At 69.9% G+C, this 20,072-nt stretch carries 14 protein-coding genes; 6 read left to right on the top strand and 8 right to left on the bottom strand.

Annotation, left to right across the window (positions count from 1 at the left end):
- The first annotated feature begins 240 nt into the window (after window positions 1–240).
- From N1027_RS09775 to N1027_RS09760, 4 genes are all read left to right on the top strand, one after another.
- Window positions 241–1,761, top strand: coding sequence for a sugar ABC transporter ATP-binding protein (locus N1027_RS09775; protein ID WP_259507293.1), 1,521 nt, complete (start codon window positions 241–243; stop codon window positions 1,759–1,761).
- A 47-nt stretch (window positions 1,762–1,808) separates the two neighbouring features.
- Window positions 1,809–2,816 carry an ABC transporter permease gene (locus tag N1027_RS09770; protein ID WP_259507957.1) on the top strand — a complete coding sequence of 336 codons (1,008 nt, stop codon included), beginning with the start codon at window positions 1,809–1,811 and terminating at the stop codon, window positions 2,814–2,816.
- A gap of 51 nt (window positions 2,817–2,867) precedes the next feature.
- A complete protein-coding gene (gene xylA, locus N1027_RS09765) occupies window positions 2,868–4,058 on the top strand; it encodes a xylose isomerase (protein WP_259507290.1) in 1,191 nt (396 codons plus the stop codon).
- Window positions 4,059–4,217: 159 nt separating this feature from the next.
- Window positions 4,218–6,650 (top strand): lamin tail domain-containing protein, encoded by a 2,433-nt coding sequence (locus N1027_RS09760; protein ID WP_259507288.1) that lies wholly within the window; start codon window positions 4,218–4,220, stop codon window positions 6,648–6,650.
- A gap of 60 nt (window positions 6,651–6,710) precedes the next feature.
- On the opposite strand, the gene N1027_RS09755 is transcribed toward N1027_RS09760, so the two are convergent.
- Window positions 6,711–7,571, bottom strand: a complete 861-nt coding sequence (locus tag N1027_RS09755; RefSeq protein ID WP_259507286.1) for an MBL fold metallo-hydrolase — start codon at window positions 7,569–7,571, stop codon at window positions 6,711–6,713.
- Between the two features lie 10 nt (window positions 7,572–7,581).
- Entirely contained in the window at window positions 7,582–8,694 is a 1,113-nt protein-coding gene (locus tag N1027_RS09750) for a low temperature requirement protein A (protein ID WP_259507284.1), read from the bottom strand.
- A 104-nt stretch (window positions 8,695–8,798) separates the two neighbouring features.
- On the opposite strand from N1027_RS09750, the gene N1027_RS09745 reads away from it, so the two are divergent.
- Both N1027_RS09745 and N1027_RS09740 read left to right on the top strand, forming a co-directional pair.
- Complete coding sequence (locus tag N1027_RS09745) at window positions 8,799–9,662, top strand: Fpg/Nei family DNA glycosylase (RefSeq protein ID WP_259507283.1); 864 nt, start codon at window positions 8,799–8,801, stop codon at window positions 9,660–9,662.
- Window positions 9,663–9,781: 119 nt separating this feature from the next.
- Window positions 9,782–10,144, top strand: coding sequence for a DUF2255 family protein (locus N1027_RS09740; RefSeq protein WP_259507282.1), 363 nt, complete (start codon window positions 9,782–9,784; stop codon window positions 10,142–10,144).
- A 24-nt stretch (window positions 10,145–10,168) separates the two neighbouring features.
- Here the strand turns inward: N1027_RS09740 and N1027_RS09735 are convergent, their stop codons facing one another.
- The 6 genes from N1027_RS09735 to N1027_RS09710 form a co-directional block, all read right to left on the bottom strand.
- The gene (locus N1027_RS09735; protein ID WP_259507280.1) at window positions 10,169–12,628 is read right to left on the bottom strand and encodes an alpha/beta hydrolase-fold protein; all 2,460 of its coding nucleotides are present in this window, start codon (window positions 12,626–12,628) and stop codon (window positions 10,169–10,171) included.
- Between the two features lie 158 nt (window positions 12,629–12,786).
- Window positions 12,787–13,782, bottom strand: coding sequence for an HpcH/HpaI aldolase/citrate lyase family protein (locus N1027_RS09730; protein ID WP_259507279.1), 996 nt, complete (start codon window positions 13,780–13,782; stop codon window positions 12,787–12,789).
- Window positions 13,779–14,987, bottom strand: a complete 1,209-nt coding sequence (locus tag N1027_RS09725) for a CaiB/BaiF CoA transferase family protein (RefSeq protein WP_259507278.1) — start codon at window positions 14,985–14,987, stop codon at window positions 13,779–13,781. Before N1027_RS09725 ends, N1027_RS09730 begins: the two co-directional genes overlap by 4 nt.
- Window positions 14,984–17,440, bottom strand: coding sequence for an SUMF1/EgtB/PvdO family nonheme iron enzyme (locus N1027_RS09720; protein WP_259507276.1), 2,457 nt, complete (start codon window positions 17,438–17,440; stop codon window positions 14,984–14,986). Before N1027_RS09720 ends, N1027_RS09725 begins: the two co-directional genes overlap by 4 nt.
- On the bottom strand, window positions 17,437–18,897 hold the full coding sequence (locus tag N1027_RS09715; RefSeq protein WP_259507274.1) for an ADP-ribosylglycohydrolase family protein: 1,461 nt from the start codon (window positions 18,895–18,897) through the stop codon (window positions 17,437–17,439). The genes N1027_RS09720 and N1027_RS09715 overlap by 4 nt, the downstream gene beginning before the upstream one ends.
- Window positions 18,897–20,057 (bottom strand): ADP-ribosylglycohydrolase family protein, encoded by a 1,161-nt coding sequence (locus tag N1027_RS09710; protein WP_259507273.1) that lies wholly within the window; start codon window positions 20,055–20,057, stop codon window positions 18,897–18,899. Before N1027_RS09710 ends, N1027_RS09715 begins: the two co-directional genes overlap by 1 nt.
- Between the last annotated feature and the right edge of the window lie 15 nt (window positions 20,058–20,072).

The raw sequence follows: 20,072 nt of genomic DNA, 5'->3' as shown, positions 1-20,072 counted from the left end.
GACATGGAGGTCCAACGGTGCCTCCGTCCACATTGACGTTTCATGCAACATAACAGACATGACGGCGTTTGTCCCTCGTTCTTTTTGTCTCGATCTGGTGAATATTGTTCGTAGACGGCAGGCAGCAACAAAGGCGGAAACTCAAGGATTATCAAGTAGTTCCGGCATGAAACAACTTCAGAACAGTCCACGATCGGCTATTTAGATGCAGGCCTGTAACAATTCTGCTAACTTGCGATCATGATCACTGTCGACCAGGGAGTACCACTGCTCAAAGTGCGAGGACTGACAAAATCCTTCGCCGGCGTGCAAGCGCTGAAAGGGGTGGATCTCGAAATCCTCCCGGGCGAGGTGCACTGCGTGCTGGGCCAGAACGGCGCCGGCAAGTCAACGCTCATCAAGACCCTTTCCGGGGTCAACCAGCCCGACGAGGGCGAGATCGTGTGGCAGGGCGAAACGGTGACCATCGCCGATCCCGTCGCCGCCCTCGGCCTCGGCATCGCCACGATGTACCAGGAACTCGACGTGGTCGACGGCCTGACCGTGGCCGAGAACATCTTCCTCGGCCACGAGTTCGCCCGCGGCGGGGTCACCGAGCGCCGCAAGACCAGCCGTCGTGCGCACGAGATCATGACGAGGCTCGGCCACGGCAACATCTCCTCCAACCGAGAGGTCGGATCGCTCTCCGCGGCCAACAAGCAGATCGTGAGCATGGCGCGCGCGCTCAGCCACGACACGAAGCTCATCATCATGGACGAGCCCTCCGCCGTGCTCGACTCCGAAGAGGTGAAGAACCTCTTCCGCGTGGTGCGCGAGCTCACGGCCGACGGCATCGCCGTGATCTACATCTCGCACCGCCTCGAAGAGATCCGCGAGATCGGCGACCGCATCACCGTCATCAAAGACGGCAAGACCATGGCCACCAACCTGGCTGTGGCCGACACCCCCACGCAAGATCTCATCCGCTTGATGACCGGTCGCACCGTGGAGAACGTCTTCCCTCCGGCCGTTCCCTTCGCCGCCGACGCCCCGGTGCTGCTGTCGGTGAAAGACCTCAGCATCAAGGGCGTGTTCGAAGACGTGAGCTTCGATGTGCGCGCCGGCGAGATCGTCGGACTGGCCGGATTGGTCGGATCGGGTCGATCCGAGATCATCGAGACCATCTACGGGGCCCGAAAGCCCAGCTCCGGAACCATCGAGGTCGACGGCAAGAAGATCGACGCGGGGTCGGTGCGTGCCGGGGTGCACGCCGGCATGGGCCTCTCGCCCGAGGAGCGCAAGAGCCAGGGCCTCATCCTCGACGAGCCGGTCTACCGCAACGTCACCCTCGCGAGCTTCACCCGCTGGGCCAAAGCGGGCTTCCTCAACGAACGCGCCGAGCGCCAGGTCGCCCGCAAGCAGCTCGAGGCGCTCGAGCTGCGGCCCGCCGATCCCGACCGCCCGGCCCGCACCCTCTCCGGCGGAAACCAGCAGAAGATCCTCCTGGCCCGCTGGCTCGTGCACGGCACCCGCGTGCTGCTGCTCGACGAACCGACCCGCGGCGTCGACGTCGGCGCCCGGGCCGAGATCTACACCCTGATCCGCCGGCTCGCCGCCGAAGGCACAGCGATCGTCGTCATCTCCAGCGAGATCGAAGAGGTTCTCGGTCTCTCCGACCGCGTCCTGGTCGTCGCCGAAGGACGAATCATCCACACCACCACCGCGAGCGACATCGACGAGCACGGCGTGCTCGATCTGGTCATGAAAGGAAGTGCCGCGTGAGCGAGCAGAATTCGCCGGTCGCCCCCGCCCTGGCGGGCGAGGGCCACATCTCGGGCGGCATCCCGCCGCAGAACGAAAAGCGGAGCGTGCTGAACCGCGTGCTCGGTGGCTCCGCCGGGCGCAGCATCGGTCTGATCATCGCGCTCCTGGCGCTGTTCCTGGTGGGCACCATCACAGCCGGTGACCGCTTCGCGAACTTCGAGAACGTGCTCACGATCATCCGTTTCGCCTCGATCATCGGGGTGATCAGCATCGGCATGACCTTCGTGATCACCGCCGGTGGCATCGACCTCTCGGTCGGTTCGGTGATGGGCCTCGCGAGCGTCGTGGCCACCCTCTCCTGGGTTCAGGACTTCGCCGATTCCACGAACTGGATCGTCATGGTCGTGATCGCCCTCGCGGTCGGCGCCGGGGCGGGGTTGATCAACGGCATCGTGATCGCCTACGGCAACGTGGTGGCGTTCATCGCCACACTCGCCATGCTCGTCGCCGCCCGTGGTCTCGCGGAGGTGCTCGCCAACCGCACCACGCAGATCGTGCGGCAGCAGGGCTTCCTCGACTTCTTCCGCGGCGACATCCTGGGGGTGTCGATCCTGATCTGGATCTTCGCCATCGTCGTGGCCGCCGGCTGGTTCCTCTTGAACCGCACCACCTTCGGCCGTCGCACGGTCGCCATCGGCGGCAACCTCGAGGCGGCGCGTCTGGCCGGCATCAAGGTGAAGCGCCACATGATGTACCTCTACGTGCTCTCGGGCCTCACCGCCGGTATCGCCGGCGTCATGATGCTCGCCCGCACGACGGCGGGCACCTCGACCCACGGCACGCTCTACGAGCTCGATGCCATCGCCGCGGTCGTGGTCGGTGGAACGCTGCTCATCGGAGGCCGCGGAACGATCATGGGCACCGTGCTCGGCGTGCTCATCTTCTCGACGCTCACCAACGTGTTCACCCAGAACAACCTCTCCACCTCGGTTCAGGCCATCGCGAAGGGCGTCATCATCGTCATCGCTGTTCTGCTCCAGCAGCGCTTCGCGAACCGCGCCGCCCGCAAATAGCCACCACCTCCTCTCCGCCTCTCGGCTCCATTTCAGAACAGAAAGCCCACCATGACACTCACTCCCACGCGCGACGACAAGTTCTCCTTCGGTCTGTGGACCCTCGGCTGGAACGCGCAGGACCAGTTCGGCGGCCCCACCCGGCCCCACCTCGACACCGTCGAGGCCGTTGAAGGACTCGCTGAGCGCGGAGTGTGGGGCATCACCTTCCACGACGACGACATCTTTCCGTTCGAGTCGACGGATGCCGAGCGCCAGCACGAGATCGACCGCCTGAAGAAGGTCACGGCCGACACCGGCATCGTGGTGGAGATGGTGACCACCAACCTCTTCTCGCACCCCGTGTTCAAAGACGGCGGCTTCACCTCGAACGACCGGGCCGTGCGCCGCTTCGCGCTGCGCAAGGTGCTGCGCAACATCGACCTCGCCGCCGAGCTCGGCGCCACCACCTTCGTGATGTGGGGCGGCCGCGAGGGCAGCGAGTACGACGCGGCCAAAGACATCCGGGGCGCACTGGAGCGCTACCGCGAGGCCGTGAACCTGCTCGGCGACTACGTGGTGGAGAAGGGCTACGGGCTGAAGTTCGCCATCGAGCCGAAGCCGAACGAGCCCCGCGGCGACATCCTGCTGCCCACGGTCGGTCACGCGCTCGCCTTCATCGAGACGCTCGAGCGCCCCGAGCTCGTCGGCCTGAACCCGGAGACCGGGCACGAGCAGATGGCGGGGCTCAACTTCACCCACGGCATCGCGCAGGCGCTCGACGCCGGCAAGCTCTTCCACATCGACCTCAACGGGCAGCGCGGCGTGAAGTTCGACCAGGATCTGGTGTTCGGCCACGGCGACGTGCAGAATGCGTTCTCGCTCGTCGACCTGCTGGAGAACGGCGGCCCCGGCGGCACGCCCGCCTACGACGGCCCGCGTCACTTCGACTACAAGCCCTCACGCACCGAAGACTTCACCGGCGTGTGGGAGTCGGTGTCGGCGAACATGCAGATGTACCTGCTGCTCAAGGAGCGGGCTGCCGCGTTCCGCGCCGACCCCGAAGTGCAGGAGGCGCTGGCCGCCTCGAAGGTCGACGAGGTCAACACCCCGACGCTCAGCGCCGGTGAGGGTTACGACGCCCTCATCGCCGATCGCTCGTCGTATGAGGACTTCGACACCGCCGCGTACTTCGGTGGCAAGGGCTTCGGCTTCGTGCGGCTGCAGCAGCTCGCCATGGAGCACATGCTCGGCGCGCGCTGACCTCAGCCTCCTCCTCCGGCTCCTCGCGAGTCGCCAAAATCCGCCCTTTCCCGGCTCGGGAGGGGCGGATTTTGGCGTCTCGCGAGGAAGGGGTGGGCGTTCAGGTACTCGTCGCCTGCGATTCACCTTGCGTTCGCCCGACACGGCCAGCGTGGGGATGTGCTGAACAGACTCCCGCGCCCGCTCGCCCTCGTAGCCGCCTCAGCCCTCGTGCTGACCGGCCTCTTCGCCGTTCCGGCCGCCGCCCAGGCCGCCGACGGTGCCCCCTCCGACGCCGCCGCCTCGGCCCTGAAGATCAATGAGATCGAGACCGACGGCAAGCCCGACTGGGCCGAACTCATCAACACGGGCACGCAGCCTCTCGACGCCTCCGGCTCCGTGCTGACGGGTCGCGAGAACGGCGTCGCCCTCACGCTGCCGAGCGGCACCGTCATCGCGCCCGGTGCCGTCTACGTCGCCGAGAGCGACGACTTCAAGCTCAAGAAGGGCGACGAGCTGAGCCTCTTCGCAGCCGACGGCACGACGCTGCTCGACTCCTACGAGTGGGGCGACTTCCACCTCCACACCTACGGCCGCGTTCCGAACGGCACCGGCGACTTCGTGGAGCAGGCGACGCCCTCTCAGGGCGCACTCAACCCCGAGTCGACCGATCCCGCCGAGCCGGGCGATGACACCGGCTGGGAATCGATCAAGCTCAACGAGGTGACCTCCGCCAACGACGACCCGACCCACGACGGCTACGAGCTGGTGAACACGGGCGACACGGATGTCGACGTCGCGGCCTGGAAGCAGGCCGACAGCAGCAGCAACCCGGCCCCGCTCGACGCCCCGAACGGCACCGTGGTGCCCGCGCACGGCTACCTCGTGCTGCTCTCGAACCAGGGCCTCAGCTCCGACGGCGACTCGGTGAAGCTCTACCGCGCCGACGGTTCCACCATCGTCGACATCGCCAGCTGGGGGCCGAACGACGCGCAGCCGGGATCGTGGTCGCGCTGCGGCGACGCCACAGGCGCCTTCGTTCACACCGCAGCCGCGAGCTGGGGTGTCTCGAACGCCGACGCGTGCGCCGGCACGATCATCCCGCCGAGCGACCCGGGCAACGGCGGCGAGGCCGACTGCCAGACCGAGGCGGCATCCGGCAGCGGACCGGCGATCACCGGCGGCATCGCCTGGCCCGGCAGCCAGGACTGGAAGGTCTCCGACAACGAGTGCCAGTTCGTGACCCCGATCTCCGGGCAGGACGTCTCGGGCCTCGACATCGACCCGAGCGACCCCGATGTGATGTGGGCCACGAAGAACAAGAGCTCCGTCTACCGCCTCGTGAAGAGCGGTGACCTCTGGGTTCCCGACACGGCCAACGGCTGGGGTTCTGGCAAGGCCATCGTGTTCCCGAACGGGGGCGGCCAGCCCGACTCCGAGGGCATCACGGTGGGCCCCGACGGATTCCTCTACGTCACCACCGAGCGCGACAACGCCGCGAGCGGCGTGCCGCTCGAGAGCGTGCTGCGCTACGACCCGAACGCCGCCGGAGCAACCCTTCAGCCGACCACGCAGTGGGTGCTCACCGCCGACCTCGCCGACGCCATCGACCCGGTGAAGGCCGACTCGAACCTCGGATTCGAGGGCATCACCTGGGTGCCGGACTCCTACCTCACCGAGAACGCCTTCGTCGACCAGAGCACGGATGCGGCCTACGACCCGGCCGACTACCCCGGCCACGGCACCGGCCTGTTCTTCACCGCGCTGGAGAAGAACGGTCACCTCTACGCCTACGCACTGAACAGCGACGGTTCGTTCCACCGGGTCGCGTCGATCGACACCGGTCTGCCGATGATCCAGGACACGCAGTGGGACCCGGATGCGCAGCGCGTGTGGGCCGTCGCCGACAACACCTCGGCCGGCTCGAGCACCCTGCTCAAGATCGACGCCGACGGCGCCTTCGCGGTCGACCGCGTCTACGACCGCCCCACCGGCCTGCCCGACTACAACCTCGAGGGCTTCGCCATCGCGCCGAACTCGACCTGTGTCGACGGCGTCAAGGAGGTCATCCGGTCGGACGACGGCAACAACGGCGGTCACTCGCTGTGGTCGGGCACGATCTCGTGCGACCTCGCCCTCGGGCCGCAGGGCCCCAACCCGCCGGCCGAGGGCGACCCGACCGTGACCGCGACCCCGTCGACGGTGAAGGCCGGTGGCACGACCACCATCGAGGCGAAGGGGCTCGTCGCAGGAACGCGGTACGCCGTGGTACTCCACTCCGACCCCGTGACACTGGGCAGCGTGGTTGCGGATGCCGAAGGCACGCTGACCCTGGAAGACGTCGTGATCCCCGCGGCCACGGTCGTGGGAGCGCACACCATCACGGTCGCCGCCTCGTCCGACCCCGCAACGGTGATCGCCAGCGCGCAGCTCACGGTGACCGCCGCGGCGTCGACGACGGGGCCCGCAAGCACCGGTGGCACCACCGGCACCGCAGCCCTGGCCTCCACGGGCGCCGAACCGCTCCCCTGGGTGGCGGTCAGCTCGGTGCTCCTGCTGCTCGGCGCGGGCCTCGTGCTGATGCGCCGGCGCACCCGTCGCGAAAACGCCTGACCCGCACCGCAACCACATCGCGGCCCTCTCGCTCTGCGAGCAGGGCCGCGATGTCGTTCGTCAGTGCTGAGGCGGCTGGGCGTCGAGCTCTGCGTAACCGGCGGTCAGGGCCGAGCGGAGAAAGCCCTCCGGCCACAGCGTGAGAGGCCCCGCTGGAAGGTCGACCTCGCCGACCGGGATGCGCTCGGCATGGGCGGCACGCACGAATTCGGCGACGCCGCGCAGGTGGTCCGCCTGCCGCACCACGAAGGCGCGATCGACCACCGCTCCGTGACCCGGAACGACGGCGTCTCCCGGTTCGATGCGGTCGAGCAGCTCGTCGAGCGCGCCCGGCCAGCCCAGCGGAAAGCATCCGGAGCCGAACATCGGCGGCCCCGACTCCTCGATCACGTCGCCGAGAAGCCAGACCCGCGCATCCGGTACGAACACGGCGAGGTCGGTGTCGGTGTGCCCCGGCGCGATCGGAATGAGCTCGATCGGGCGGCCGCCCGGATGCAGGGTGATCGGTGCGTGCACCAGATCGGTGGGCGGGGTGAGCACTACCTCGGCCCACTGCTTGTCGGGCTCGCGCGCCGGGTCGGCTTGCACCGCAGCCAGACGCGGCGCCTCGAACTCCTCGTAGTGGCGCGGGATGAGGGCGTGCCCGTAGATCGGCACGCCGCTGAACCCGGGTTCACGGGTGAAGCGCTCGTTGCCGAAGCTGTGATCGTAGTGCGCGTGGGTGTTGACCACGGCCACGATCGGGCGAGCGAACCGCGCCTCGACGTCGTGCACGATCTCGTCCGCCTCGGCCGAGTTGTTGCGCGTGTCGACGACCGTGACACCGGTCTCGCCGACGATCGCCACCACCGAGACATCGAGCGGGTCGTAGCGGCGCTGATAGACATCGCCGGCGACGAGGGTCCACTCGGAGCTGTTCATCCCGCCCACGCTACCCCGCGCGCACCCGCCGGGCCACGATCGGTCCGGTGGCGGCGTGCAGCAGGCTGTCGACGAGCATCACCAGTACGACCACCCACGGAGCCCAGGCGACACCGAACACGATGACCACGGCCGACGTGGCCAAGCTCAGAACCCCCCAGGCGGCGAGCAAACGCATCGGCAACCCGTACCGCCACGCGGTGAGCACCTGCGCGCCGTGGTAAAGCGCGGTGCCACCACTCAGCGCGACGACGGTCGAGAACTGGAGGTGGTCGTGATCGGCTTGTTCGACAGCACCGCCGAGACCCGCGGCCACGCCGATGAGGCCGAGCACGATGAGGTAATGGGCGCCGGCCAGCACGTCGCGGATGACGCCGGACGAGCTGTGCCCGAGCACCCGCTCGGTGACCCGCGTGCCGCTCTGGAAGTACATCCACCAGAACGAGCAGATGAGAGCGAAGCCGAGCGCCGCGATCAGCCATGCCGCGGCCGACTGGCCGATTCGCACCGACAGGATCAGTTCGACCACCGCCTCGCCCAGCACGATCATGGTGAACAGGCCCACCCGCTCGATGATGTGCCCGGCGACGAAGTCGGTGCCGTCGATCCCCCGCACGAAGATCGCCCCCTCGACGAGCACGAGTGCCGCCCACACCCAGGGCCGGTAGGCGTCGGGCACGGCGATCGAGGCGAGCCAGAGCGCGGCCAGACCGGGGCCGTAGACGGTCGGCTGAAGGATGCCGCCGCCTTCTCGCCGCCGTTGGGCCGCCCAAACGGGCCACACCGCCAGGCGCGCCAGGGCGTACCCGAGGGCGAACAGGGGCGCCCCGGAGGTCATCACCTCGGGAATCGAGATGGCGATCAACGCGACACCGGCCATCGAGACCAGGATGGACAGGCGTGCGCCGGTCGAGGAGTCACCGGCCCGGTTGACGAAGGTCGTGACGTTCAGCCAGGCAGCCCAGACGGGCACGAGGATGGCCCCCACGAGCACGAAGTCGGCGACATCGGGATCGCCGTGCAGAAGGTCGGTGATCTGCTTGATGATGACCACGAAGACGAGATCGAAGAAGAGCTCGAGCCAGTCGACGCGGCGGTTCGTCGCGGGGGTGGCGTCAGCCATCGGCATCCTTCCGGGCGGCTCGCATCGGAACGTGTGGATGCATGGTACTGCCGGCGGGGCGTCGATGTCTGGCCGATGTCGGTGGTTGGGCGGAGACTGGAGGCGTGCCAGAGCTTCCCGAAGTCACCGCGCTCGTCGCCGACCTCGGCGCGCGCTTGGCGGGGAGAGTGGTCGACCGCGTCGACGTCGTGTCGTTCGCGGCCCTGAAGACCTTCGATCCGCCGGTGTCGGCTCTCTCCGGCGAGACCGTGCGAGGCGTGACGCGGCACGGCAAGTTCCTCGACTTCGAGATCGGATCACTGCACCTGCTGGTGCACCTGGCGCGGGCCGGCTGGCTGCGCTGGCGCGAAGGGCCTCCCCCGCCCCCGTCCGGCAGGCCCGGCAAGGGGGCCTTGGCGGCGCGTTTGGTGCTCGACGACGGGTCGGGTTTCGACGTCACCGAAGCCGGCACGAAGAAGAGTCTGGCGCTGTACGTGGTGCGCGACCCGGCCGAGGTGCCCGGTTTGGCGCGGCTCGGGCCCGATCCGCTCGACCCGGCCTTCACCGAAGAAGTCTTCGCGAGCATCCTGGCCGCCGCCGGGCGCGCGCAGATCAAGGGCGTGCTGCGCAGCCAGTCGCTCATCGCCGGCATCGGCAACGCCTATTCCGACGAGATCTTGCACGCCGCCCGGATGTCGCCGTTCAAACCCGCGGCCATGACGCCCGCCGAGGTGACGGTGCTCTACACCGCGCTGAACGACACCCTGCGGGGCGCGATCGCGCGGGCCGAGGGTCTGGCGGCCTCCGAGCTGAAGGCCGAGAAGAAATCCGGCCTGCAGGTGCACGGCCGCACCGGCCAACCGTGCCCGGTCTGCGGCGACACGGTGCGGCAGGTCACCTTCGCCGACTCGAGTCTGCAGTACTGCCCGACCTGCCAGACCGGCGGCAAGCCGCTGGCCGACCGCGTGCTCTCCCGACTTCTCAAGTAACTCCGGCCCTTTCCGGGCCCCGGCCTTCCGCCGGATTCGGCCCTTCCGCCCGCGCGCGGTCGGTGAGACCATGGGCGCACGAAGCGGCGGGAGCGCCGCCAACGGGAGAGGACGCCGAAATGAATGCCGTCGACTACATCGGGGAGACCGACACGATTCACATCGTGACCGACACGAAAGACGGGCGAGAGATCGAGACGCCGATCTGGGGCGTGGTCATCGATGGTGTGCCGTACATCCGGAACGCCTACGGGCCGTCGTCGAAATGGTATGCGCGGGCCCGCCGGGCGGGGCACCTGGCGTTCGCCGACGGAGCGACACGCTATCCGGCGGCCACGGAGATCGTCGACGACGCCGCGGAGCTCGACCGGGTGGATGACGCCTACCGGGCGAAGTACCACGATCAAGGCTCAGCACTCGACCAGGTCATCGCACCCGCGGTGCGCGGCTTCACGCTGCGCATCCGGCCCGACGGCAGCTGAAATCCGGCCGTCCGCCGACGTCGTTCACGCCCGGGCGTGGAGGCGACGGCGCAGAACCAGAACGGACACGCCCGCACCGAGAACGAGGAGGGCGATCGCGAGAGCGCGCGCCAGCTCGAGTCCGGTCTCGCCGAGCGCGCCCGATGCGCCGCCGACCGCGGAACCATCCGCTCCGGCACCCGGTGCGCCGCCACCGGCGCCCTCCCCGGGCGCTCCCGGGCCGCCCGGGTGCCCGGGTTCGCCCGACCCGTCCGCGGCGAACGGCACTGAGGTGAGGAAGACATCCGCTCCGCCCGCGTTCGACGCATCTGCGATCGATCCGTAGGTCACCGCCTGCAGCCAGGCCTGGCCAGATGCGCCGGGTGCGATGAACAGATTCGCCTCGTCGTAGACATCGGCACCATCGCGCTGCGGCGTGCCGAGCTGACGCACGTCGCCGGGCGCACCCGAGCTGTCGACAGCGAGGGTGAACACGTCCACCCCACCCGCCGGAGAGCCGAACGCTCCGCTCGTGTGACCGGCCACCAGCATCCGGTCGTCGGCGCCCACCAGCACCCCGGCGGCCCGATCGTCGGCCGGGGTTCCGGCCTGCGTCAGCCACTCCGACGATCCGTCGACACCGAAGGCGGCGACGACGGCGTCGTTGCCCCCTGACGACGACGCACCCAGGGTGCCCCCGGTGAACCCGGCCGCCACCACACCGGTCGCGGTCGCGGCGAGCGCCGACACCTGATCGGTCTCGCTCGTGCCGAATTGCTGCAGCCAGAGCTGCTCGCCCTCGGCCGAGTACTCGGCCACCCATGCGTCGTACCCGCCTGCAGAGGTGGCACCCGGCATCGCGCCGCCCGCTGTTCCACCGACGTAGACACCGCCATCCGGTGCGGGCGCCGCCGCGAAAGCTTTGTCTTCGCCGGGGCTGCCGAACTGAGCGGACCAGGTGACCGCGCCCGCGGCATCCACGTGGGCGACGACGGCGTCCTTGTCGCCTGCCGGCGCACCATCGCCGACGACTCCCGACGAATACCCGGCGAGAAAGGCGCCGCCCTGCCCGTCGGCGGTGACACCATAGGCACGGTCAGCCGCGGCCGGATCGCCGAACGCGGTGCTCCACAACACCGAACCCCGAGGCCCGATCTTCGCTGCGAAAGCGTCGTCGTTCTGGGCGCCCGCGTGGTCGGTGCGCTGGTAACCGGCCGTGATCACGGAGCCGTCGCCACCGCCCGAGACCACTCCGTACATCCGTTCGTTCAGTGCCGTGGCAAGGGGCGTCACCCACTCCGATGTTCCGTCGGCGGAGAACTTCTGCACGAGCACATCCGTTCCACCGGCGGCGGTCTGCCCGAGGGCATCGCCGGCCACGTTCACCGCCTGCACGACGCCGCCGTCGGGCGAGCCGAGCACACCACCCGCGAAGTCGTCGCCGGCCGAGCCGGTCTGCACGCCGGTCAGCGGTTCCACCGGCTCGGTGGCGAGATAGCCGCTGATGTCGCGCATCCCCTCGCGGAAGCCCTGCTCCCACACGCCCCAGTCGTGGCCGCCGTCGTACGCGCGGAACTCGGCCGTGATGCCGGGCACCCGCTTGGCCTGGTTGTAGAGGGTGGCCGCTTCGTAATCCAGGTCGTGGATCGCGTCTTCGGGCGCCGGGTTCACGTATTCGTCGTCACCGACAGCGATGAACAGGTGCACCGGGCGGGCGGGGTCGAACGCGGCGAAGGTCGCCGGGTAGTTGAGCGCCTGGTAGCGGCTCTCGTCGTAGAGCGCGTCGCCCACTCCGTAGGCGCCGAACTCGCGCGTCGACGAATCGACGGGAGTACTCGGGTAGTAGACGGCGGGGCTCAGCACGAGGCCTGCGGAGAAGAGCTCCGGATGCGCGGTCGCGAAACGCAGAGCGCCGGCCCCACCCATCGAGTAGCCGCCCACCACCCGTGCGGCGCGGTCGGCGATGGTGGCGTAGTGCGAGTCGACCCAGTCGATCAGATCGGTGGTGAACGCGGACTCCACGGCGACGCCCGGGCTCGTGCCGGGGGCGGTTCCGGTGTACTGGGAATCGACGTAGTAATTGCCGCGGTCGCTCCACGGGGCGTCCGGCATGATGACGACCATCGGCGGGATGCTGCCGTCGGCGATCATCTCGTCGAGGTCGCCGGCGACCTGCTGCCAGGCGGACTGACTGTCGCCGCGGCCGTGCAGGAGGTAGACGGAGGGGTAGCGGGTCGACGCATCCGGGTCGTACCCGGCGGGCAGGTAGGCCGTGTAGTCGATCGGGCCCCCGACGACCGCGCTCTGCAGCTGACCGGGCACGAGCTGGCCGGCGGGTGGCGCGGCGGCGGATGGCGCGGCGGCCGGCACCGCGGCGGCGGGTGGCGCGGCGGCGGACGTCTCGTGCACGGTGCTCGCATTCGCGCTGACACCTCCGGCCAGCAGTCCGGCTGCCACCAGCGCCATGGTCGCGGTCGTTGCCGCGGTCGTTCTCGTCCACCCCATCGTGGTTCCCCTTGTCTCGTCGGCGTCGGTGCCGTGGTTCGTCGTGCGTGGTTCGTCGTGCGTGGTGCGTGGTGCGTGGTGCGCTCGTCGTTCCTGATTCGTGGTGCGTCGTTCCTGGTTCGTAGGTCGTGGCGCGTGTTTCGTCGGCTGCGGTCGCGTCAGCCAGTGGGCGGCAGGTCAGCGGGTCGGCCGGCCCCTACTCCGCCGGAGCGCCCGGCGGAGCGCGCGAGGATCGCCCGCGCTCGCGGCAGCATCGCCGCATCGACCATGTCACCGTTCGCGAGGGTCGCGACCCCGCCGTCGCCCACGGCGGCGAGCACGTCGCGCGCCCAGCGCAGCTCGTCGGCACTCGGGGCGAACACCTCTGCGATCACCGGCAGCTGCGAAGGGTGGATCGCGACCCGCCCCCACCAGCCCAGCTCACGACCCCGTGCGGTGTCGGCGCGAAGGCCCTCGAGGTCGGCGATGGCCGGGTAGGCCGAGAGCATCGGAGCCGGCAGCCCTGCGGCCAGAGCCGCGAAGAGTAGACGGAGGCGTGCGTACTCCATCACTGCCGGAGCCCGGGTGCCGAGTTCGCTCGCGAGATCGGACTCACCCAGCGCCAGTCGCGTCACGATCGGGTGCGCGGCCAGCTCCGCCGCCCGCTCCACTCCCTGCGCACTCTCGATCAGGGCTGTGACGGGCACACCGGGAAGCAGCTCCCCGACCCGATCGAGCTGCACTGTCGATTCGACCTTCGGCAACCGCACCTCGAAGGCACACGCTGCGGTCCCCGCCGGTTCGGTCGTCGCAAGCACGGCGAGGGCGACGAGGTCGTCGTCGTTCCCCTCGTTGACCCGCACCTGCAGAACCGGACCGTCAGCGCGCGCACCACGCGCATCCGCTCCGCCTTCGCCGCCGCCACCGACGACGCCGCCATCGCCGCCGCCAGCCTCACCGTCGCCGCCACCGTCGCGGAGCCACGCCACCACCGCCGCCCGCGCCCTCGCTTTCGCCGCGGGCGCCACCGCATCCTCCAGATCGAGGATGATGAGCTCGGCCCCCGTCGCAACAGCCTTCCCGAAACGGTCGGGTCGGTCGCCGGGAACGTACAGCCCGGTGGTCAGCACACGGCCCGCGCCGTCGCGCCCGACGAAAGAACTCTCCCCACTCACACGACACCCCGTTCCCGCAGAGCGGTCAACTGTTCCGGGGTCACCCCGATCTCGGCGAGCACCGACGCGCTGTCGGCCCCGTGCCGGCGACCGGTCCAGCGGATGCCCCCGGGCGTCTCGGAGAGCCGGAACAGCACATTCTGCATCTTGATCGGCCCGAGCTCGTCGTCGTCGACGGTCTGCACCGTGCCGATCGCGGCGTACTGCGGATCGGCGAGCACCCCGCGCACATCCGACACCCGGGCGATCGCGGCCTGCGCCTGCTCGAACCGGTCGATGACCTCGGCCGTGGATCGTGCCGCGATCCACGCCGCCACCGCTCCATCGAGTTCGTCGGCGTGCTCCGCTCGCGAGTGCCCGCTGGCGAACCACGGCTCGCTGACCAGGTCACCCCGCCCCACCAGGGTCATCACGCGTTCGGCGATCGACTGCGAACTCGTCGACACGGCCACCCAATCGTCGTCGGCCGTGCGGTAGACGTTGCGCGGCGCATTGTTGACCGAGCGGTTTCCGGTGCGCGGTTGCACCAGGCCGAGCTGGTCGTAGGCGGTGATCTGGCCGCCGAGCAGCATCAGAATCGGCTCGATGATGGCCATGTCGATCACCTGGCCCTTGCCGGAGTGCTCGACCCCACGCACCGCCACCATCACCGCGTACGCGGTGGCGAGGGCGGCGATGCCGTCGGCGAGACCGAACGGCGGCAGCGTGGGCGGCCCGTCGGGCTCTCCCGTGAGGGCGGCAAACCCGCTCATCGCCTCGGCGAGGCTGCCGAAACCGGGTCGACCGGAATACGGTCCCACCTGCCCGAATGCCGTGACCCGCGCCACGACGAGCCGCGGATTCGCCGCGTGCAGAGTCTCCGGTCCGAGGCCCCAGCGCTCCAGCGTTCCCGGCCGGAAGTTCTCGATCAGCACATCGGCCTCGGCGGCGAGCGACAGCAGCAGCTGCGCCCCCTCCGGGTCGCCGAGGTCGATGGTGACGGTGCGCTTGTTGCGCCCCAGCGTCTTCCACCAGAGGTTCACTCCGTCTTTCGCCGGACCGTGCCCGCGCGCGGCATCCGGCTTGCGCGGATGTTCGACCTTGATCACATCCGCCCCGAAATCTCCCAGGAAGGTGGCCGCGAGCGGCCCGGCGAACAGCGTCGACACGTCGAGCACCCGCAGACCGGTGAGCGGCGGGGTCGCGGATGCGATGGGCTCGGTCATCGAGCGTCACCCCCGTCAGAGGTGTCGTCACCCGGATCGCGGCTGGGGTCGTCGCTCAGGCCGTCGCGAGCGTCGAGATCCCACGCCAGTCGGAAGCCGATGCTCGGCGAGCGATCGAGCCCCAGACCGGCCAGCACGTACTTGAGGCTGAATGACGGTTCGCGCGGCCCGCCGTCGGTGTACCAGTCGGAGCCGAGGCTCTCGTGCTCGCTGCCGCCCTTGAGCATCACGAAGCGGGTGACGCCGTCGTCGTGCTCGCTCTCGGTCCAATTCCAGACCAGCGGATGCGCGCGGCCGAACCGCGCATCCGTCGCCGCCACCTGCCACTCGAACTCGGTGGGCAGGCGGGCACCGGCCCAAGCGGCGTAGGCGCGGGCATCCGTGAGGTCGATGGAGGTCACCGGCCGATCGGCCTCACCGAGCGGTGGCGCGAGCCGCGACCGTTCGGCGACGCCGCTCGCGGTCACCGGCTCCGTGTCGTCAGCGGTCGACGCGCTGTGCGACCAGCCGAGCAGGAAGCGGTTCGCCACCGCGGGCTGGTAACCGGTCGCGGCGAGGAACGCCTCGAACTCGGCGTTCGTGACCTCCCGCGCTGCCACCGCCACGGCGCCGAGCGTCACGCGGTGCTGCTCGCTGCGCGCGTCGTGCAGGCGCGGCGGCAGCGGCTTCCACTCCTCCACATAGGGAGCGCCCTGGTAGGTGCCCGTCTCGCGCCGGCGGAACGTCATGGTGAGCTCCCGCTCCCCCGCAGCCACCGGCACGACGCCGGCCTGCGCGGGGAGGTCGGAGATCGCAATCGTCGCGGCGATCGGGCTCCCAGACGAGTCGGTTGCCCCAACGATTGCGGTCTCCGACGGCTCGCCCGCCGACGGCGCCGGGATGCGTCGCGCGGCGACCCGCGCCGGGAACGTCGAGTCCGCCGACGGCGCATCCGCCGCGGCCTCAGCCAGCAGCCCGGCCAGCCACTCGGGTTGCTCGCCCCGCACTCGCAGCACGGCCGCGATCCCACGGGCCGGCACGGTGACGGGGGCGACGGTGCCCGGTAGCCACGATGCCTCAGCCGAACCGACGACTGCCTGCCCGCCGATCTGCCGCCCCGCGGTGACATCGAAGAGCCCGAAGCCGCGGACTTCTCCAAACGTCGCGGCATCCTCCGCCCCAGAGGCGCCCGGTTGAGACGACGTTTGGAGAACTCCGGCGGAAAGGGCCTCCGACGAGTCGGCCGAGAGCGCGTCGGGGTCGAGCAGGGGGCCGGTGTAGTCGGAGTCGGAGCGGTTCACGGCCGTCCAGAGGGTGAGTGCGCCGAGTTCGAAGCGCGACACGTACACGCGCGCGGCGAGGGCGTCGGCCGAGGCGTCGGCGAGCGGCATCCACTCCCCCTCGACGAGCACGGAGGAGAGCGCCCGCTGCACCCGGAGCATCCGCCGCAGCGTCGACTTGTCGCGTTCGTTCCAGCCCACCCAGACGCCGAAAACGGTGTCCCACACCAGGACCCCCGTGCCGTTCATGTGCGCCGACTGCAGTTCGGCGCTGTGGTCGCGGTTCCAGCGCCTTGTCGAGTGCATCATGTGGCGGCGCTCGAACCAGTGCGTGCGCATCACGCCCGGCGCCTCGCTGTCGGCGAACCACTGCGCCCAGCTCAGCTGGTGGTCGACGATGCGGTGATTCGGCACCCGCGACTCGCCCTCGAGCACCTGCGGCGGCGTCGCGTTCAGCAGCGAGTCGATGAGGCGGGAGTCGCCCTCTTTCATCGTGTCGAGGAACACGCCGTCGACGCCGAGCTCGCCCACGATCAGGGCGAGTTCGGTGGCGTCGTCGTGGGGTGCTCGTCGGGTGCCCGTGTCCCACGGGTTGTAGTCGATGAAGACACGGATGCCGCGGCCCTGGAACTCGGCCACGAGCTCACCGAGTCCCGGAACCTCTCGGTAGAAGTCGAACTGGTTGCGGTCGTCGATGCCGATCACCGGGTAGGCGTGCCAGAGCACGACTCCGTCGAAACTGCCGTGATCGGCCGTGCGGGCGAGGAAGCCGTCGACGTCGAAGCGGTGGGCGGCGCGGTCGAAGAGCCGCTCGTCCCAGAGCCAGACGAGGGCGACGCTCGAGGCGGATCGCGTCCAGCGGGTCGACGGCCGCTCGTAGAGCGAGCCGTCGTAGGCGAGCCGCGCCCGGGCCGCGTCGCGCCAGCGGGCGAGGTCGGCGCGCCAGGCGGGCCAGTCGGCCGGGTCATCGGGAGCGGCGAAGATCTTCGCCACGTCGCCGATATCAGGTGCCAGTTCGCCGCCGGCGGGCAGGACGGTCGGCAGGTCGATGGGCCGTGGCACGAGCGGATTCAGCTCGTTGGTGTTCTCTTCGTCGATGTCGACCACCGTGTCAGCCGCCGTCCTGGCGTCGCCCACGATGGCCGAGTTCGCGCCTGTGGCAGCGGCCGCGCCGTGCACGGCTGCGCCGCTCATCGGGCAGCCCCATCCGCGGCATCGGCAGAGGTCGCGGCCGCGACGGCGACCGTGCGACGCGCCAGCTCGTCGAAGCCGATGCCGTCGAAGCCCGGCACGCTCGAGGCGAGGCGGTTGTGAAGCGGCGAGATCCAGCGCGACGGCAGAGCGGATGCGCCGAGCAATGCCCCCGCCAGAGATCCCGCAGTTGCCCCCACCGAGTCCGTGTCCCAGCCGCCCGTGACCGCAGCGGTGATCGTCGCCTCATAGTCGCCCGCGCCGCGGGTGAGCGCGAAGGCGAGCACGGCAGCGTTGTTCAGCACGTGCACCCAGTGCAGCTCGCCGTATACGGCGTAGATGCGGTCGAGCGCCTCCTCCGAGTCGAGCGCCGAGCGCCCGAGCGAGGCGCCGAGCGCGATCGCCTGCGCGTACCGACTGTCTGCGGGCACCACCGACAACCCCGCCGCGATCACCGCGTCCACCGCGTCCGCGGCGCCGTCGGCACCGGCCGCCCGACCGCCGGCACCGGCTCCGCCCGCCACCACCGCGGCCGAGCAGGCCGCCGCCGCGAACATCGCCCCATAGACGCCGTTGCGCCCGTGGCTCAGGCGGGCGTCGGTGAAGGCCAGTCGCGCGGCGGCCACCGGATCTCCCGGGTTCGCCCAGCCGTAGACATCCGTTCGGATCTGCGCTCCGATCCAGTCGCGGAAGGGATTGCGCACCGCCCCCGCGACCGAAGGCTCGTAGCCGTCGAGCAGGTTGCGGTAGGCGATCCGCTCGGCGGTGAACACGCGTCCGCCGGGCAGATTGGCGAGCCACGACTGCGCGACGTCGTCGGTGCTGAAGGATGCGCCGATCCGCTCGAGCAGATCGAGCGCGATCAGCGGGAAGTTGAGGTCGTCGTCTTCGGGCATGCCGTCGATGTTCTCGATCAGGCTCGTCGGCCGGCTCTTGCGGTTCCACGGGTACCGCTCCGCGAGCGCCGGGTCGAGCCCGATCTCCGTGAAATACGACGAGATCGGCCAGTTGCCGGTGTTCTGGGCGATGGCGCGAATGCCTTCGCGCGGGATCTTCTCCACCGGCTTGCCGAGCAGGCAGCCGGCCGCGCGGCCGAGCCAGGCGCCGTGCACCCGATCGAAGAACGCCGCGCCGAGCACGAGCAGCGCCTGTGACGCGCCCGCAGCAGCAGCGCCCCCCGGCGCCAGCGCCAGGATCTCCGACAGCTCGTCGGGCTCAACGAGCCGCACGGCATCCGGCACCGCCCTCTCGTCGAGCTGCGACAGGATGCCCCGCCCCAGCTCCCGCAACGACTCCGGGGCCGGATCGGGCGTCGCCCCGTTCACCGGGGCGAGCAGCGGCCCGCCGGCATCCGTCCACGACGCCACCAGGTCGTCGATCGGCACACCGTCGAGCTCGGCCGCCCGGAAGGCGTGCGGAACGAGGTCTTCGGGCTGGCTCCAGCTGAGACGCAACCCCATCACTCCGCTCCGACGCCGATGCCGGCGCCGACGAGCTCGTCGAACGCCCGTGCCCGGTGTTCGAAGCGAACACGATCCTTGGCCCAGATGTCGCGAGCCACCGACGCCATCAGGGGCCCCGTGGAGTCGAGGTCGAGCTTGCTTGCGGCGCCGATCTGCTCGACCCAGGCATCCGGAACTGCGGCGCGGCCGCCCAGCGCACCGGCGATCGACCCGCCCATCACGGCGATCGAGTCGGAGTCGCGACCGTAGTTCACCGAACCCAGCACGGTCTCGGAGTAGTCGCCGTCGGCGAGCACCAGCATGCCGAGCGCCACCGGCAGCTCCTCGATCGACTTGGTGCGACTCGGGATGCGGGCATCCATCGCGGGAGCGCGGTAGTTCGGGCCGACGGTGTCGAAGGGCTCGACGGCCGTACGGATGCCGGCCAACGACGACCGCCAGTCGCCGAGCGAGGAGGCGGCCGTCACCACCGCATCGATCGCGTCACGTGTTCCGTCTTTCGCCAGGGAGAGCGCCACCGACACCACGGAAGCGACGGATGCGCCCGGTCGCATGGCCTCGGCCACGCAGGCTGCGTAGACTCCCGCGGCCTCCCGCCCGTAGCTCGACTGGTGGGCTCCGGCGACGTCGATCGCCTCGGCGTAGGCGCCGAGCGGCGACCCCGCATTCGCGATGCCGACGGGCGCCATGTACATGGTGGCCCCGCAGTTCACAATGTTGCCCACACCGGCCTCGCGGGGGTCGACGTGCCCGTAGTGCAGACGCGCCACGAGCCACTTCTCGGCCAGGAACAGGCGCTGCAGCAGGATGGCCTCGGTCTCGAGCTCCGGAATCCAGCGGCGCTCCCCGATCAGTAGCGGCACGAGGCGCTCGGCGATCGCATAGGCGTCGAGGTGGTCGCGCAGGCCGTCATAGACCTCCACCAGCGCGTTCGTCATGAGGGTGTCGTCGGTGATGTGGCCATCGCCCTTGTGGTACGGCGCGATCGGGCGGGCGTTCCGCCAGTCGTCGAGGAACGGGGGCACGATGCCCTCGATGAACCCCGAGTAGCGCTCTTGGATGGCCCCCGGCGTGTTGCCTTCGGCCGCGCCGCCGAGGGAGTCGCCCACGGCCGCCCCGGCGAGTGCGCCCGTTGCCTTGTCCTCGAGCAGGTCCATGTGCGTTCTCCTTCG

The sequence above is a fragment of the Herbiconiux aconitum genome (genome assembly GCF_024979235.1).
In the GTDB taxonomy this organism is placed as follows: Bacteria; Actinomycetota; Actinomycetes; order Actinomycetales; family Microbacteriaceae; genus Herbiconiux; species Herbiconiux aconitum.
Note: the sequence above shows the minus strand (reverse complement) of the source record. Positions and strands in the feature narration are given on the sequence as shown.